This window comes from Limosilactobacillus reuteri (assembly GCF_034259105.1).
GTDB classification, from domain to species: Bacteria; Bacillota; Bacilli; order Lactobacillales; family Lactobacillaceae; genus Limosilactobacillus; species Limosilactobacillus reuteri_G.
In genome coordinates, this window is record NZ_CP139478.1 from 1,371,714 (window position 1) to 1,388,624 (window position 16,911).

The window sequence follows — 16,911 nt, forward strand, 5'->3', positions numbered from 1 at the left end:
AAAATTCCTCCTAAATAAAAAGACAAGCCCTTAGCCTGTCCCTCTAATTAATTTATTTTCTGTAAACGAGTATTTTCATACCCTCTTCGCTTAGCTTTGATTTCCCAACCAAATTTAATATTAGGTTGATCAGACTTAACGACAAAACGATCATGCTCACGCTGGCAAACCCATAGATTTCCGGGACCATAAGCAGTTAAGAACACTTGGTAAGGAATATTAGTATTAACAGTTTCATTAAATAACTTTTCAATTCCAACATAGGCAACCCCGTTAGAACCAGTTTGCCCTTCGCCAATGTCACCAAAATAATATTCAGCAGTTTCATAAGCTGAAACAGCTACGTCCCCTTGTGATGTCTTAACCGCAGAGTTTTTCGCGCCATAAACGTTTACTTGATTACCATTTTCCCCCTGGCCAACATAGAAGCCGACCTCATTATCTTTTTGGATGGAAAAAATTGATTTATTGTTGCCATCATTAAGGTGAACGATAAATCCTTTTCCTCGAGTAAGGGCTGTATATTCTTTGTTGCCAACCCATTGAACTATTTCGCTATCACCAGGTCCGCCAGCAAAAGCTGATCCATAAATGTCATCAGGATTATACTTTCCTTCATCATCAATAACAATCTTAGGGTGTCCACTATTTCCCGAATTATTTGTGATGGAGCCATCCTTATTAACTGTAGCTCCACCCCAAGTCGTTAACTGAATATTCTTCTTATCAGCAATGTTTAATCCATTAGCAGAATTTAGGTAGGTGTCATTTCCAACAAGAGACATACTACCATTACGCACCCAATAGATATTGTCTTTTGAAGTTTGAAAATAGCGATCATTAGCACCGGTTTTAACAACTACTCCACTCAAAGTACCGCCAGAAATATTGTCAGCACTGAAATTCTTTACATTTAATTTAGAAACATCTAATGTCCCAGTCGTAATTTTATCGGCATTAATATTAGTGATGTAAGCACTAGGAATAAAAGCTTTGTTACCAAAGACGACGGAATCGGCATCGAGCATCAGTTTACCCTTACCATTCTGAATGCTGATCAAGCCATCACCACCGGCTTCAAGATTGATCTGACTGATTAAGTCACCTTTAGTTACCCGTAAGTTAATATCGTTTGCTAGTTGTGTAACTTTGCTGTTGAAATCACCTTGACTAACCTTCGACTGGATTGAATCTGAAAGTTGTGTAAACTTTGTCGAAGTATCATTTTGGTAATTTGTTACTGTTGACTGCAAACCATCGATTGAAGCGGTGACAGATTGAAGTTGGGTAACACTAGCATTGTCAGACGGTGCAGGCGTCCACGGCGTAGCAACCGTGCCCCGTTCAACCTTAAGGTGGTGGAATACTGCTTTCTTTCCTTCAGTATCACCAATTTGCCCACAATATATTAATAATGCTGTGGGCTTGCTTATATCGGAAATTGATGTGACAGTTAATGTGACAGTAGATCCTTTTCCTACGTCTGCGCTGTACTGATTGCTTCGTATATCAGCAACGTCTTTACTCCAAAGCGACATACCCCATTTTGATAAATCACCTTTTCCAGTTAAAACAACATCAGCTGAAACAGTTACTTTATCACCGACCTTTAGTTCAGTATTGAGAGGGAACACATCAAAGCGCCAACCTTGTGTACCGGTATTTGCTGTATCATCTACAACTATATCTTCAATAGTTCCCGAAACTAAATTAACTCCACCACCATTATTGCCATTAACAGTGTTAGTCAGATTAGTAATGTTTTCATTAATTTTTACCGATTCCTGCGTAATTAGTGATTGTACTGTGTCCGATGTCGTATAACCTTTGCCGTTAATGATGTTGTTCACATCCGTGCTGGTGACTTTCGACTGGATCTCGTTAGCCATCGTGTCGAGCCGTGAGCTGTTCTGTGTAGCCGTGTTCTTAATCGTATCAACTACAGTCTGGTCAGCCTTAAGCGCAATTGACTTACTGTTCTGATCGATAGCAGTAGAGTTTTTAGAAATTTTCCCATTAAGTGTTTCAATGTCGTTCTGGTTAGCACTTTTGACCCAAGCAGTCCACGTTTTAAGGTTGGTGTTATATTGCCGAACGTATGTTCCACCGTTATTGTCGGTAACGTACTTTTGATTAAGTCGGCCATTGCTGTCAGCTGCCTGGCCGCTAACTTCAAGCGTTCCCCAGTTAGTAACTGGATAATTTTTACCACTACCCGTGTTGATAACCGTGTAGTAGCCTGCTTGCGTAAGTGTATTGAAGTCGGGGGCTTTAACAGTTCCACGGTTTTGCATGGCTTTGTTACTTAACGCATTGAAGTCCTCACTTGATACCTTGGAACTAATCTGGTCAGCTTGTACTTTAAGCTGAGCCGTGTTCTGGTTTACTTTGCCAGACAGGCTGTTGACCGCCGCTTGATCGGCTTTGAGGGCGATTGAATTTTTATTTTGGTCAATCTGAGTTGAGTTGGTGGCAACAGTACCGCTTAACTTACTCAGATTATCGGAAAAACCCTCATACTTAGTGTTCAGCCCGTCTAATGTTGTATTGATTGTAGCAATCTGTTTGCCTTGCCCCGTCAGTGTTTTGCTGGCCGCAGCCACGTCAGCCCTGATACTAGCGGCATCACTGGCAGCATTAGCTTTCAATTGCTGAACTTCCGCTGTAGCACTATCCGTTGCTGCTTTGGCTTCACTAATAGCTGAACTTTGCGCCACTATTGCGTCACTATTAGCCTTAGAAGCACTAACAGCCGAATCAGCATATTTGACCGCTGAATCGGCTGCATTTTTCGCTTCAACAATTCCTTTTTGCGCTTCAACAACTTTCTTATTAACTTTGTGCATATCCTCCTTCATATTGGCTTGGTCATTAGTATCATTAACATTAATCCATTCACCGTCAACCATGACCATTGTTTGGACCAATTTGTCATGATTGCTAATTTTATGAGGGACAACAGCATTTTCATGATTTCCAATCACCGCTGAGGAAGCATCAGTTGATGAAGTATCTGTTGAATTATTTTTCGTTTCGTCTGAGAGCTGACTATTTTCTGCCATTTTATGTCTCACCTCCTATCGTTAAATCTTTATCAGTATTATTTGAAGAAGCAGTTTGATCAACAATCGGTTTTACCCAAATTGCACCATTTTTAACTGCTTGATTAGCCGATGGATCGTGCTGCCCATAAAATACTTGTGGGATTCGATCAAACATAGCATTTGCTAATTGTTCAAGTTTAGTTAATGACGTTTGTGAGTGTAACAATGTTGCTGGCAAATTCTGATAAATATTATCAGTTCCTTGTGAAGGATTGTATGGGTACCAGGTATAACCAACTAAAGTAACTTTAGTATTGTAAGCATGTTGAGTATCAGTCTCGCCTAATAAAGTTCGATCATCTACTTCTGGAATTGTTAAATATACTTGTTCACCCGGAATTGGCATTTCATTAGTATTCAAAACAATTTCAATTGATACAGATGGCTCCAACACTAACTGCGTACGTGCATATTCTCGCATAGCGTTAGCATCCTTAAATCTGTCATCTTGCAATATTGATGAAGCGGGGTGTAATCCCCATTCATCCTTTGAATGTTCATCCGTTAAAGTAAATGGTTGAAAATAATAATGAGTTTGCTGGGTAGTAGTTTCTGGAGTATAGCTTCCGTCGTTATAGGTTTCTACTGTTTTAATGCTTTCAGTAGGAACAGATTCTATTTTCTTAGTGCTAATCTTGGCCTGCATTTCATCATTACGGCCATACCAATCTGGCGGAAAACTATCAATAGTAGCTGTCTTACAACTCTGTCCCGGCTCTGGCTCATAAATTTGTGTATTCTTATCCAAAATCAAACAAATATGATGAGTTCCTCCGTGTGGACCATAAAAGCCAACATCCCCTGGTTTGATTTCTGATCGTGGAATTTCTCGGAAGTTATTCTCCATTGCGATCGTATATGCGGGAATTTCAATTCCAAAGTCATGATAAACCTGTGATACATAACCAGAACAATCCATCCCTGCAAATGGGTTAGCTTTATTGTGACCACCCCATACATATGGAACACCCAAATATTTTTTAGCATCTGCTTGAAAGGCTGCAGTGTTATCTTGACCACTTTCAACTTGCTCTTCACCATCAGTAATAATAGTAGAACTATCTGCACTTCCAGCTACAGAATTACCACCTGTTGAATCATCGGTTGAATACGAACCACCAACACAAGTGATCTGATTAACAATAACCGTACTGTCTTCAATCAGCTTCATATTAGTTGAATCGTGATTATATACAACTCGCCGTTGATAGTTTCTTAAAAACTGGTCAGATGAATATACATCTACTCGCTTTCCTAAAGGTTTAACAATTGTTCCAGGCCACGTTGAGATGATCTTACTAATCATATCTTTTCCGGAACATCCACCTAGATTTTCAATTTGCTGTTTTGAAAAGTCTCCAAACACATGATATGAAAAGCCAAATGGATTAGCAGTTTCATCGTTCAAAAAGAAATCCAGTACTTCATCAATAGAATAAGTTAATGTACCACTACGAACATTTTTTTGAAAAACACGACCAATCTCACTATTAACATATTGCATAGCCGTGACGGTATACAGCGAAGTTCCTGTCCGATCTTGTTCAATGTTTTTGATGATATATAGATCGTTATTAAACTCGATAGTTGATTCATTAGCAATCAACGCGAATGATGGACTGCCATCGTTATAAGCAACAAACTGGAGTTGATTAGTTTGGTTGTTCTCATATTGAACTTGAAAAGATGATTTAAGAAAACACGTTAGCGGCACCGGTTTAGTAGTATGGATTCCTTGAATTGTAATTTGAGGATTAAACTTTGGCGCAAGGTTAAACTCAGCTGGAACTTGGGCAGTGACTTCGTCATTAACCAAAATAGATCCGTGTCGCATTTTGAATGTTGCTCGAGTCTTTTCTGTATCAGCCCAGTTAAACATATCATCAATAGTCGATGAGCGGAATACTAGTCCATTCCCTTCAGTTTGATCTGCAAATAGTCGGACGCTATTACCATCAACAAACATATTAGGCCCTTCAACCCAACCAGCAATACCACTACTATGATTACTATACTTTTGAGGCGTAGGTGCAAAGTTAACCGGAAACTTTTGATAAGGGCCAAGATAATTATTTGAGCTAAATATATAGTTACCGCCAATCGTCAGATAGTAGACTCCATCTATCAAGCAGATGTCGGGATCAATCCGATAACTATTATCAATTGCTCCGTCAACAAACGTAATAGCTTGGCCCTCATTTGTAATTTTGTTAGTTTGCGGATCAAAGTCAGCAATATAATCATTTAGGATCCCGGAATCGGCATCCCCTGCACAGTAAACAATATGATACTTTCCATTTGTATCTTTAAATATTTCTGGCGCCCACAAATTTTTATAAGAAGGATCACCTTTTAGGTAGTCAAGTTTTTCGAAATTATAAAAATCCGTTGTCACATAGAGGGCACCAGTCCCGATAATGTAATATCGATCTTCTATCTTAATTAGGAATCCGTCGCGTAAGCCTTCTAGTTGTTTTAAGCGAGTTATAACTTCCCAACTGACTAGGTTATCTGAATAAGCCATGATTGGCGTTGCCTGCCAAGGCTCCTTTTTTGTGGGGTGTGATTCAAAGCCAAAGTATACATAACGATGTTGTTCTAATGCTTCTAAAACAGATATTGTCATCTGACACACCTCCTAATTAAGATAAACAAAGCGAAAATGAAATCTTATATCCACTTTGTTATAGCCATAAATCTTGAAATTATTCCAACCAGGAGCTAATCGCATCCATGCTAAATTAGTTGCATCGGTACATAGTTCACCATTGCAATAACAATACATATCATCCCAAACTAATTGATCGCTTGGCTGCAGACCATTAACATAGACTATCTCATCACCAGTAGTTTGATTAACCATATCAAATTTCCCAGTCTGCCCTGTGACAATTATTTTAAGACCATACCGTTGCGCTGGATCAATCATAACATCACTTGCATTCCAAATCTTAAAATAATGCTGGTTTACAAAATGATATTTCAAATCTATTCCATTAGGTAAATTCATCCCATATTGCCATAAGTTCTGATCATAAGTCATTAAATCATCACTATATGGTAACGACCATTTGACACCGGATGGATTTTCAAACGGGATCATAAATTGAACTACATGACTACGATCTTCAGGATTTTTAATCGTAAAGTTGCCAGCTCGTACAAACTTAACAATACCCGGTTCCGCATCACTACGAATACGATAGAGTCCTTTTTGCATGAAGAATTGAGCAATTTCGTGCTTCTTCATTTTGTAATCATACCAATCGCCGTATTTGAGATAGAAACGTGCATTGATTACATTCTTACTTATTTGTGATGTTGAATATACAGAACCATCTACGCCCGCATCGGTAGTATATGTTGTTGTTAAAATCGGGTCTGAGTCATCATCAAGGAAGTGAAGACCTGGTGTAATAGTTTCTGCATCTATTTCATCCCCATTAGGTGGTTTAATGAAAAGCTTTGGGTAGTTATATTTATAGCCAACAATATTCAAGTCTTTACCCGACACACATAATCACCTCTTTTAAATTCCTGTTAACGATTGAGCTTGAGCCAAATTAATATCACGTTGAGTTCGACGGTACCGTGCAGTTGGGTTGTTAGCAGAATCAGTCACACCAATTAGTTGCTCAATTAAACTAATAAGCTGTTGGTTCTGTGCCAATGCTGCATCAAAACGTTTTTCAAGTGGGGTTAAGTCAGTCTGATTAACTACTTGAGTGCTCTGATTAGAACTACCAGCGTAATAATCAACTACCTGACGCATTAACTGCCAAGCCCGTGTGGACTTCATTGTGTCTAGTGGAATAGCCATTTCAGCACCCGCTTCTCCAAAAATTGAAGGAGTGGTTGCAATACCACCGTTAGCAAATCCACGAGGTGCACCGGTTGGACTCCATCCACCTAAAGTCAGGTCTGAGCGCCAAGTAGAGTCATTGAACATCGCTAAAATTTGATCGAATGGTTTCCAAATATCATGGTGCCCCTTAACAGCGTACTTATTAAAAGTTCCATCAATAAATTGAAGGACCCCTTTAGATGGATGACCTTCTTGAGCATTTATATCCCAATTATTAACACTCCTTGCTTTACCGTTGGATTCATGTTGGACAACATTAAGGATATGACTAATATCACCTGCTGAAACAGATACTTTCATCTTTGCTGCAGCTTTCTTAATCATTTCAGCAGTTACTGAGCCACTATTATCATCCTCCATTTGTTCTAATTGTTTTTTTATCCAATTTTTCAAGTGTTCAGCATAGAATCCAGGCAAATTAAACTTCAAACCACTGTTAAGCGAATCAGTACTCTTAGGGGTTACATCAGCAATAAAGTGAGTAAAAAGTGATTTACCAAAGCCAACTACGTCCTTTAGAGCGTCTTCTGCAATATCTTCAAGTTCTTTGGCTCCGTTCCATAGGCCACTAAAGAAATCACCAATTGCACCGTTTGCATGTGGAATTGGCATTTGCATCATCGTAGCCAACTTATGAGAACGTTCACCGTCAAGAACTTCATCTCCCTTTTGTAAAGGTAAAAGCATATTACGCTTGGCTGGTAACATAAAGGTTTCACCAGTCGAAGCACGGTGGACCATCTCTTGATAATGAGGACCGCTCCCATCATTTAGTAAAGCGAATTGGTCATGCAAGATTCCTCCATCAGGTGTACCAGTTGCATAACTGCCAAAGCTAAAGTTGAATTCACCTAACTTACCATCGCCACCAACGTGGTCAAGAACCCAATTAATACCCTTAGCAATGTCATTAATCAAATCTTTAAAAGGCCTTGCCAAGCTTGCTAGTAAATCAACGAATTGTTGCCAGATATGTTTACCTGAACTTGATACGACACCTGCAATAGATTCTAATCGATCGTGCCAAGTGTCCTCCATTTTGCCTAGGCCGCCATTGGTTAGATCATTCAATTTAGAGTGCATATCGGAAAACTTATTGGTTGCATCCCCACGTAAATTATCAGCAATGTTACCAATCTTTCCACGAGTGTCGCTCCAAATATTAGCCATGTCACCACGCCAACCAGATGTATTAGATCTAATATCCGAATATCCTTGTCGGAAATGGTTCCTAGCATCATTCATTGCTTGTTGAGCTCGTTGACCTACAGCATCCTTCATTCGGTTAAATTCATTATTAATGTTATTCGTACCATTTATAGTCGAATTATGCAGATCATTCCAGCCTTTAGTAAATGCTTGCCTTGAACGATTCCACAGTTGCGTGTTAAATACAGCAATCCTTGTAGACATTGTTCTGTGCTGTTGAATCTGTTGTTGAACCCCTTGACGAGTTAATCGAGTGTTTAGATTCCAACCTTGCAGCCAGGAACGGCGTAATCTATTCCACATTTGTTGAGCAGACCGTTGATTGCGTTGAGCCATTTGGTTATGAAGTCTAATTTCTCGCTGGCTTGACTTCTGAGAAGTACGATTCATATTATTCCAACCGCGCTTAGCAGAAAGAGCCATGTTGCTAATGTTTTTACCAGCACTTTTAGCCATATTGCCAAACCAACGGCCAACTCTACCAGCTATCTTACGAGCACCAGATACAATTCCGTTAACAAATTTACGGAACTTAGCTGAATGCTGATAAAGTAGCTGAAAAGCAGCGATTGCTAATTGTACACCAGTAACAATCATGCCTAATGGATTAGCACGAAAAGCAAGCGAAATAGTTGTACCTGCTGTTTTTGCAGCAGTACCAATCGTTGCAAAGCTCAGTTTACTGGTAGTTGATGCAATTCTAGCCGTAGTGCCAACTTTTTGAATATTGTTAGTGGCTGCGGTTGTATTAGCTCGAACAGTAGTAGTCTTACTTCTCGGAATTCTATCTACTCGTCTTGAGAAGTTTTGCAGGTCTTTAGTAGAATTAGCTTCATTAACTCTAATCTTAGTGGTATGAAGTCGTGGAATTTTACCAACCATCTTGACAAAACCACTAATGGTATCTTTAGCAATTAAAGCTGCCTGCATCCCCTTAAAGGCTACAGCTAGCCCAAGAAGTGCCCCACCAAAAATCTTAACAGTATTCTGGTGCTGAGCTAAGAAACCAATGAATTTAGCCGCATTAACCGCCGAATCAGCTAACCCTTTAGCTAGTATCTGCAAGCCTTGTTGAGTTTGCTTATTGTTAAGTGCATCACTCAGTTCATTCAACCCAGTTGAGGATACTTTAAGCAATGGTTTTGCCAATTTGGCTTGAGTGGTTGCCCATTCTTGTTGCAGCTTGTGCAAAGCACCACCAGAGCTTTGCCCAAAAGCTTTTGAGTTCTGATCATAGTCCTTAGAAGCTTTAGCTAGCAACTGATTGAACTGGTCACTAGTCATTTTCCCAGATGAAACCAAGGCTTTAAACGAAGCTTGTGACATGCCAGATGCTTTAGCTAAAGCTGCCGTTAAACCAGGTGCTTGCTTTTCCAAGCGCCCCAAAGATGAACTTGTGACTTTACCAGAGCTTTCAACCCGTGATAAACCGCCAGCAAAAGCATTAGCTTGTTGATCAGAAAGCTTCAATTGGTCTGATAAACTTGCGACCCCTTGCGTTAACGTTCTGGTTTGACTAATGGAATGTGTCATTCCATAAAAACGGGTTTGTAAGGCGTTAACCGATTGAGCAGTTAAGTTAGTATTAGTTTTCAAATCAGTAACTTGATTAGATAACTGTTTTATTCCACCAGCACTAACACCAATGTTTTTCCACCGAGCTGCCATTGCTGCACCGACTTGGGCAGCTTGAGTACCATTGGTAATAATGCTCTTAAACTGTGCGGTCAGTGTTGAAAAACCGGCTTGAATCCAACCACCAAAAATATTGGCTTTTAAAACAGTTCCAAAGTTAATAGCACTGTCCTTGGCTCGCTTTTCAGCTGAATCTACACCCAGAATGCTATTCCGTACATAATTCCAAGCTGTAGGCTGTTTACCAAGTTGACCATCTAGTTCGTTAATTCGTTGCCGAGTCTCGCTAATTCGGGTACCCAGTTTCTGTACCTCAGTGGCTTGTTTAGCATACTGCTCAGAACTTTCTCCAAAACGCTGTTTGGTCTGATCAAGAAGAACTATCTCCCGACGCTGAATCTCAGTTAGGGAACTAAGTTTTTGACGAGCACCGTTTAAGGAAGTTTGAAGTGCTTGGTAACTTTGACCTTGAGCTTTTAATCGTTCAACAGTAGCACTTACTAGCCCTTCTTGAACACGCATTGAAGATGAAAGCTTTCTAACGCCCGAATCTTCAATATCCATTTGTTGAGCAGCACGCTGTTGTTGTGCGCGCATCGAAGCTAGTTTAGCATTAGCACGGTCAATCTGCTTCCCAAAATTAAGATATTGACGAGCAGAGTCAGCAGTTCCGACCTTTAACTTTGATTGTTGAGCGGTTAGCTGCTCAATCGTAGTTTGCATACTCTTTTCAGCCGCTTTACCAGCCTCAGTTGAAGTATCAAGCTTACCCATTGCTTCTTGAGTTGCATCGATCTGCTCCTTTAATTTCAGATACTTTGCTGCACTCTCAGAAGTCATTGAAGTCATTGAACGTTGCTTATCTTGTAACGCTTCAATTTTTCGCCGTTGTGCATCCATTGCTTCGCCCAAGCCGGTATATTTAGCTCGAGCAGCACCAGCAGAATCGCCAACTGAACGTAAATAGGCTTCTTGTGCTTTCCAAGCGCTAGTCGATGATGAAACCACTGAAGTTAGATTCTTAATAGCAGTAGAAGCTTGTACTAAATCAAGAGCAACCTCAGTTGCCATTCTAGCTTGAACTTTTTCCATATAAGAATCATCTACCTTTCTTTTAAGTGATTATCTGGACTAATCATTTGTGACTTCGTTGAGCTTGTGCGGCACGGATTCCAATAATTGAAGTAATTGGGTCAACAGGACGTTCACTCCGTTCCTTCGCTTGTAAGATCCGTGAAAGCTCGTAGTAATCTGCGTTATCAAATTGTTCAATCGACCAGTGCAGGTTAGTAATTATGTTTTTCTCGTTTACGTCAAAGTCTTCAAGCGCATTTTGCAACTCCCAAATACGCTTCTTCCAATTTATTTTTTTGAGTCAGTTTCCTCGGCGTTATCGGTGCCTTCTTTAATCTCTTTGTCTGACATCCCCATTAACCGGCTTGCTACATAGTTAGCCATTTTTTGAACATCTTCTGAGCTGAAGTAATCATCTAATTTCTCAGCATCTTGTTTTGAAAGGCCTAGTGTCTTAACCAGAAAGCTTTCCATTCGGTCAATTAAGGCAATCGCGTCGCTAAAGATACTGACTCCATCCTTGCCCTGACTAGTTGCAAGTTTGGCTGAATCTAACTGAAATTGATAAACTGACCGCATTACTTTATTAGTTGTCTTAACATCAAAAGTCTTCTTTAACTTATCAACGTGAATTTTCATTACTTTAACCTCCAAAAAAGACCAATAAAGCCGCGACGTTAAAGTTACTGTGTATTTCTTACGCGACTAAATTAGTCCAGATAAATTATTTAATTAAGATAAATGATTAAGCATTGTGAGCAGACGCTGCTGGAGTGGGCGCTGCTGAAGCAGAAGCAGTGTAATTAGGAAATAGTTCCTTAAACATTGTGTCTTCGTCCTTCCAGTCTGGATCTGCAGTTGAGTAAATTCGATACAAGTCATTGATATTAGGATCATCAATAGCCGCAAAAGTAAGCTGATCTGTTACCGGTGTCTTCTTAGTATCTGTATCAGTATCCAACTTCTTGTCACCCATCAGAAAGTTACCAGATGGAAAAGCAAAGTAAACTGAATCGTTAGTTGTCATAGACGGCGCCTGAACAACAAAGAAACCAACTGGTTTAGTATCAGCCATTTGCATACCAGTTCCCTGCTTTTCCATACCTATCAATTTTGCTAGAGCTTCCATTGGCATGTTGTTAATAGAAATAGTTGCTTGAGGGTTAAGTGGATCAGCGTAACTGTATTGAACGGTGTTGTTACCTGAAATCTTTTCAAGTTTAGAGCCGTCTAGTCCTTTTAATTCAGCACTAGCTACGCCTAAAACGTTGTGGTCAAGTTCATAGATACCGTTTTGTGATAAACCTGAATCACCGGTGGCCAAGTTTCTACCATCCGCTGTTTTCAGACCTACCCATGCTTTCTTAATACCATGAATAAGCATTTATTTTCCTTCTTTCTTTAAACTAAAAAAGGCCGCTATTTAGCAGTCTCAATTTCAAAATAATCAAAATAGTAAGTTACTGTTAGTTGCTTTGTATCCGGGTCAAATGTATGACCATGGTTGCCTATTTCACTCCAGCCGTTTTGAATAAAAAGATGTTGAAGTTGTGATTCAAATTCAGTTGGATCAGAAGCATTCAATGCATAAAAAATCTGTACTTCAACCTCTTGATTAAACGCATGGAAATCAAGATTCCCCGAAAGTGCCGGATCTGTTCTGACATCGGTAATTAAACAAATGGTGGAGTCAACGTTATCCGTTTCGCTTTCAGGAATGTTGTAAGTATAGATTTTGTTGAGCATAGAAAAAGACGCTGACTCAATTAGTGCCTTCGCTCGTTTGGTTGGCATCATAAGTCATCGCCTTCTTTTTGTATTAATTTTTGATACTCTGCTGACTCAGCCTTAAGCACATCTTCCTGTACTTCTTCAGATTGCTGAAGGTTAGTTATGAAATGATCTCCACGAATTTTTCGTGTTCCGTCATTCAAGCGCGTCATATTCATCGCATGATAGGGATTATCCCAGCCAATTGATGATACACCCGTAACGTTTCCGTCAACATCCTTAGCCTGATTAGTAATGTGATCAGCCGCGTGACCATAGGTTTTATCCTTATGAGATGAATAGTGCTTTTCACGAGTGACAGCCCGAAGTTTCTGCATGTATGCGTCGGCACCGGCCTTAGTGATTTTTGCTTGTTGCTTCGGCGTTAACTCGGTAGAGATAAGCTTAACCTTTTTCAACCACATTTGTAGGAAGTCATCCATACCTTCATATTCGGCCATTTGAACCACCTACTTTATCTGTTTTTTGGAGGGTGAGTAAATCGTACGAAATGTAATCATCACTGTTAGTAGAAATATCAACAATTTCATACTTTTCATCTTCAGAAAGCTTTACAAACATTGGCTGCTTTATCTTAGGATTATGACGAACCGCAATAATAATCTTATTTTGTAGTGATGTTCCTAATGCACCATATCGCTGGTTAAAAGTTAATTGAATCTTTGCATAATGCAATGTAAAAAGCTCTTTAAATCCAGGGATAGTTACTCCCATCGCATTTTCAGTTTCTGCAGGAACACCAAATTTAGCTTTATGACGCATCCGATACAGAGAATAACGATAATTAGACGCCATCTTTATCCTCCTTTTCAGCAAAACTATCTCTTAATCCTCGTAATTGACCAATAATACTATTAACTGTTAAATCAACAACGTAATTGGAGGTCGAAGAGATAGCTAACCGATTCTGATAATACGTTCCTGCTAGAGACATTACAGCAACTTCAACCAGCGATGACACTGTTGCATCATCATAGAAGCCGTTCACATCATCGCCAATAGCGTTATGAATGAACGATTGAGCGGCCTTGATGTATGAATTAAGTAACATATCATCGCTGTCATCATCTAAGTAAAGCATATCCCGTACACGAGGCACTAAAGGGTCTAACGCTGATTGATTTTCACCGCTCATTCTTCATTCACCTCTACTTTTGACTAGTTGCACCAGAAGCTTCTGGAGTGGTTGCTTGTTGGTTAGCAACTGTTTTAAAGGAAGCAACTGCGTAAGCTTCGCCATCAATTGGTTCAACATCAAAGCGGTCAATAACACGAATCTTAGTTTCATCATGTTCAAAGGATCCAGCTCCGATATTAGTTGAGAGTAATGACATGTCTTCACGGTCAAATAAAGTTACAGCTTGCTTAAAATCACCGTAGTAAAGTGGGTGAGAACCTGAAATATCAGGTAACCAGCGGTCTGCAACTACAGTGACAGGTTTTCCACCAATTCGATATTGTTCTGGATTAGTAACATCACGTTGAATCATGTATTGACCTTGTGCATCCTTGACCTTAGCCAATACAGCAAAACCAGATTGATTAGTTACAAAACTTGAAGTAGCAATGATTGCTGGATCGAGGGTATTAAGTTGTAAATCCTTAATATCATCAAAATTAGCAACGGTTGGCTTCTTAGAAGCAGTATCTAAGACCTTTAAAATTTCTTGGTTACGAGTAACGGTTACCTTACGAGCAATCCAAGTTGAAAGCCATCCAAGAATGTTTTCGGCAGTATCTTTAAGTAAAGTATTAGTAACAGTAGTAATACCTGCATAACGCTTAATAAGGTACTTAATTGTAGTTAACTCTGGATCGTCATTGTCACCAATTTGTGCAGTTTCATCATCAAGGTTGGCTAACGGCTTGATTTCAGAGAACTTTTCGTAAACTCGAGAACCGGTTGGTGTGGTAACTCGCTCTACATTAACCAAATTTTGCAATGAAGCGTACTGACGAACTAATGTGTGAATTGTAGTTTGGATGTCGTCTGGAATAGTCAAGCCAGCATTGCCAGCGCTAGTTTTACCGGAAGTAACCATATCCTTAAAGTCCCGTACAAACTTGTCCTTCAAATCAAGTCGCTTGTTATCCAGTGGCTTCTTGTCTTCATCCTTCATGCGGAAAACTTCGTTGGCACGGGCTTCATCAAGTTGAGCCTTAAGGGCATCACGTTGAATCTTAGCGTTATCCCGTTTTTCTTTTAATTCGGTAAATTTATCCTTGGAAAAGTTATCATCAAGGACAGCTGCGTTTAACTTATCGTTTAAGTCTGATACTACTTGGCCCTTAGCGATCCAAGCATCATTAAGCTTATTAATTTCCATTAATTTCATCTCCCATTAAAATTGCCAGTTTCTGGTCACGTAGACTAGGAGCTGGCTTCTTTTCAGTATTCTTAGGCGTTTCCACCTTTTTTTCTGGCTTAGCACTACGTACCTTAGCCAAAAGGTTCTTCACTTTACTAATTGCATTATTACTTAGAACCGGTGCCCCGATTGCATTAACTACCTGTGGTTGTGCTGAACCAGCCGAGATATTATCAGCAAAGCCCTTGTCAACTGCATCTTGAGCAGTCATCCAAGTTTCATTAGCCATCAACTGGAGAATATCGTCCCGATCCATTCCTGTTTTTGCTTCATAAGCGTTAACAATCGACTGATCGGTAACATCTAACATCTTAGAATCGTGTGCAAAATCATCTGCATTCCCCATGGAAATAGTAGAGGCTTTATGAATCATCATCTGACTGGTAGGCGACATATTGATTTCATCACCAGCCATTGCAATTACAGACGCGGCAGAAGCAGCTAGTCCTTGGATGTTAACTACCACCTTGCCAGAGTATGCTTTTAGCATGGTATAGATCTCCGAAGCGGCAAACACGCTGCCACCACCAGAAGCAATATTGACTTCAACATCACCATCACTGTTATTCAGTGCTTCTTCTACTTGATTAGGGCTAACATTGTCATACCCCAACCAGTTGTAGATCTCTGCATCATCGTTACTTACAACTGCACCCTTTACATTAATCTTGGTCACCGTTATCACCTCCTTTCGTTGATTGCTTATCATCAGAAGAAACCATCTGAACCGGTTGAACTTGTACCTTTGGTTGTTCTTTTTCAGGTAGGTCGTCTGGAAGATAGTTTGCTTGTTGCAATAACCAAGCTGCTTGATTAGCACCAAGTGTCCCGTTCTTCTGCAAGTTAGCAATTGTAGAAGCGTATTCATCGCCTAATGGATCAATTGCAGAACGTAAGTCCAAAGTGATGTTGGCATTAAGCTTATTATTTAATTCTCCGGTGATTGCTTTAGCATACCGAGATAATGATTTAACGTAAGCATTACCCATCATCTGAATAGATGATTGCTGGTCCCCTTGTCCGTTGATGATAGAGTCTGAAACACCATAGACCTTAGCAATTTGAGCACCAGTCCAATTAACTTGATTAAGTAACTGGGCAACATTGCTTTTAACTTCTAGCGGCGTATATTCTTCCAAGTCATCAAGAACGATCGGCCCATTCTTTGAGTCAGACGTTTGCTTCATGAATTTCCTTGAACGAGAAGCCTTGTCCTTATCGCTGAGCAATCCTCCGTGCTTAATCGATAAAATACCCGGAGCAAGAATAGAACGTCCCAGAGCGCTTAATGTGAGCTTATTTGACTCATCCTTAATTTGTAGTTCATTAACTAGCGCGTTTAAAGGACTAATCCCAGTCTTCCCACCATTTTGCGATAACAGTCGAATGTGGATTAAATCAGACTGTGGAACAGCTTGCATCACGCCAACTTCAGGTTCATCGAAGGTAATGTTGTAGATTAATCCAGAACCATCTTCCAAAAGAAAAGGAGTCACTTGCGAAGGTCGCAGGTACTCCCATGTCATATCAGTTCCATTTTGGTTTCGCCAACGATAAGCAAAGCACTCACCGCCTAGCAGTAGTTGCGCGAACATTGATTGCCAAAAAGCATGCGCATTGCTAGTTTGAGTTGGATTATTTAATATGCCTTGCGCTCGTGGCATATTAGCTTGCAATTGCCCATTTGCTAAATCGGAACTTAGTTGAAAAACAATTGAATAAATATCAGAGTTCTTCAAAGCAGTCCGAGCGTCTACATACTTATCTGAATTATCAGGATTTAAGAAGTGCAGAACATCAGTATCATCTGCAATTGATAATCCCGGACTAACCTTTTGATTAAATAAAGGCAAGATCATTCACC

General features: G+C 39.9%; 14 protein-coding genes. All 14 read right to left on the minus strand.

Annotated elements, in window-relative coordinates; translation table 11 throughout:
- Positions 1-47 precede the first annotated feature (47 nt).
- A complete protein-coding gene (locus SH603_RS07695; protein ID WP_321533758.1) occupies positions 48-3,062 on the minus strand; it encodes a gp58-like family protein in 3,015 nt (1,004 codons plus the stop codon).
- A 1-nt stretch (position 3,063) separates the two neighbouring features.
- Entirely contained in the window at positions 3,064-5,730 is a 2,667-nt protein-coding gene (locus tag SH603_RS07700; RefSeq protein ID WP_321533759.1) for a phage tail protein, read from the minus strand.
- Positions 5,731-5,742: 12 nt separating this feature from the next.
- Entirely contained in the window at positions 5,743-6,618 is an 876-nt protein-coding gene (locus tag SH603_RS07705; RefSeq protein WP_321533760.1) for a phage tail domain-containing protein, read from the minus strand.
- 15 nt (positions 6,619-6,633) lie between these two features.
- Positions 6,634-10,905 carry a tape measure protein gene (locus SH603_RS07710; protein WP_321533761.1) on the minus strand — a complete coding sequence of 1,424 codons (4,272 nt, stop codon included), beginning with the start codon at positions 10,903-10,905 and terminating at the stop codon, positions 6,634-6,636.
- A 43-nt stretch (positions 10,906-10,948) separates the two neighbouring features.
- On the minus strand, positions 10,949-11,152 hold the full coding sequence (locus SH603_RS07715) for a hypothetical protein (RefSeq protein WP_169472580.1): 204 nt from the start codon (positions 11,150-11,152) through the stop codon (positions 10,949-10,951).
- A gap of 23 nt (positions 11,153-11,175) precedes the next feature.
- Positions 11,176-11,526 carry a phage tail tube assembly chaperone gene (locus SH603_RS07720; RefSeq protein ID WP_321533762.1) on the minus strand — a complete coding sequence of 117 codons (351 nt, stop codon included), beginning with the start codon at positions 11,524-11,526 and terminating at the stop codon, positions 11,176-11,178.
- Positions 11,527-11,632: 106 nt separating this feature from the next.
- A complete protein-coding gene (locus tag SH603_RS07725; protein ID WP_321533763.1) occupies positions 11,633-12,271 on the minus strand; it encodes a phage tail protein in 639 nt (212 codons plus the stop codon).
- A gap of 35 nt (positions 12,272-12,306) precedes the next feature.
- Positions 12,307-12,684, minus strand: a complete 378-nt coding sequence (locus SH603_RS07730) for a DUF806 family protein (RefSeq protein ID WP_169472577.1) — start codon at positions 12,682-12,684, stop codon at positions 12,307-12,309.
- On the minus strand, positions 12,681-13,118 hold the full coding sequence (locus tag SH603_RS07735; protein WP_321533764.1) for a hypothetical protein: 438 nt from the start codon (positions 13,116-13,118) through the stop codon (positions 12,681-12,683). The genes SH603_RS07730 and SH603_RS07735 overlap by 4 nt, the downstream gene beginning before the upstream one ends.
- Positions 13,105-13,473: a phage head closure protein gene (locus tag SH603_RS07740; protein WP_321533765.1), complete on the minus strand. Its 369-nt coding sequence runs from the start codon at positions 13,471-13,473 to the stop codon at positions 13,105-13,107. Before SH603_RS07740 ends, SH603_RS07735 begins: the two co-directional genes overlap by 14 nt.
- Positions 13,463-13,813 carry a head-tail connector protein gene (locus tag SH603_RS07745; RefSeq protein ID WP_016497244.1) on the minus strand — a complete coding sequence of 117 codons (351 nt, stop codon included), beginning with the start codon at positions 13,811-13,813 and terminating at the stop codon, positions 13,463-13,465. Before SH603_RS07745 ends, SH603_RS07740 begins: the two co-directional genes overlap by 11 nt.
- 13 nt (positions 13,814-13,826) lie before the next feature.
- Positions 13,827-15,005: a phage major capsid protein gene (locus SH603_RS07750; RefSeq protein WP_321533766.1), complete on the minus strand. Its 1,179-nt coding sequence runs from the start codon at positions 15,003-15,005 to the stop codon at positions 13,827-13,829.
- A complete protein-coding gene (locus tag SH603_RS07755; protein ID WP_419182115.1) occupies positions 14,995-15,756 on the minus strand; it encodes a head maturation protease, ClpP-related in 762 nt (253 codons plus the stop codon). Before SH603_RS07755 ends, SH603_RS07750 begins: the two co-directional genes overlap by 11 nt.
- The gene (locus tag SH603_RS07760; protein WP_321533768.1) at positions 15,710-16,900 is read right to left on the minus strand and encodes a phage portal protein; all 1,191 of its coding nucleotides are present in this window, start codon (positions 16,898-16,900) and stop codon (positions 15,710-15,712) included. Before SH603_RS07760 ends, SH603_RS07755 begins: the two co-directional genes overlap by 47 nt.
- Positions 16,901-16,911: the final 11 nt, after the last annotated feature.

What these genes read in the sequence shown, in the direction of transcription:
- SH603_RS07695 (WP_321533758.1), bottom strand. Translation starts at nt 3,062, where the DNA reads ATGGCAGAAAATAGTCAGCTCTCAGACGAAACGAAAAATAATTCAACA.
- SH603_RS07700 (WP_321533759.1), bottom strand. Translation starts at nt 5,730, where the DNA reads ATGACAATATCTGTTTTAGAAGCATTAGAACAACATCGTTATGTATAC.
- SH603_RS07710 (WP_321533761.1), bottom strand. Translation starts at nt 10,905, where the DNA reads ATGGAAAAAGTTCAAGCTAGAATGGCAACTGAGGTTGCTCTTGATTTA.
- SH603_RS07720 (WP_321533762.1), bottom strand. Translation starts at nt 11,526, where the DNA reads ATGAAAATTCACGTTGATAAGTTAAAGAAGACTTTTGATGTTAAGACA.
- SH603_RS07725 (WP_321533763.1), bottom strand. Translation starts at nt 12,271, where the DNA reads ATGCTTATTCATGGTATTAAGAAAGCATGGGTAGGTCTGAAAACAGCG.
- SH603_RS07730 (WP_169472577.1), bottom strand. Translation starts at nt 12,684, where the DNA reads ATGATGCCAACCAAACGAGCGAAGGCACTAATTGAGTCAGCGTCTTTT.
- SH603_RS07735 (WP_321533764.1), bottom strand. Translation starts at nt 13,118, where the DNA reads ATGGCCGAATATGAAGGTATGGATGACTTCCTACAAATGTGGTTGAAA.
- SH603_RS07740 (WP_321533765.1), bottom strand. Translation starts at nt 13,473, where the DNA reads ATGGCGTCTAATTATCGTTATTCTCTGTATCGGATGCGTCATAAAGCT.
- SH603_RS07745 (WP_016497244.1), bottom strand. Translation starts at nt 13,813, where the DNA reads ATGAGCGGTGAAAATCAATCAGCGTTAGACCCTTTAGTGCCTCGTGTA.
- SH603_RS07750 (WP_321533766.1), bottom strand. Translation starts at nt 15,005, where the DNA reads ATGGAAATTAATAAGCTTAATGATGCTTGGATCGCTAAGGGCCAAGTA.
- SH603_RS07755 (WP_419182115.1), bottom strand. Translation starts at nt 15,756, where the DNA reads ATGATAAGCAATCAACGAAAGGAGGTGATAACGGTGACCAAGATTAAT.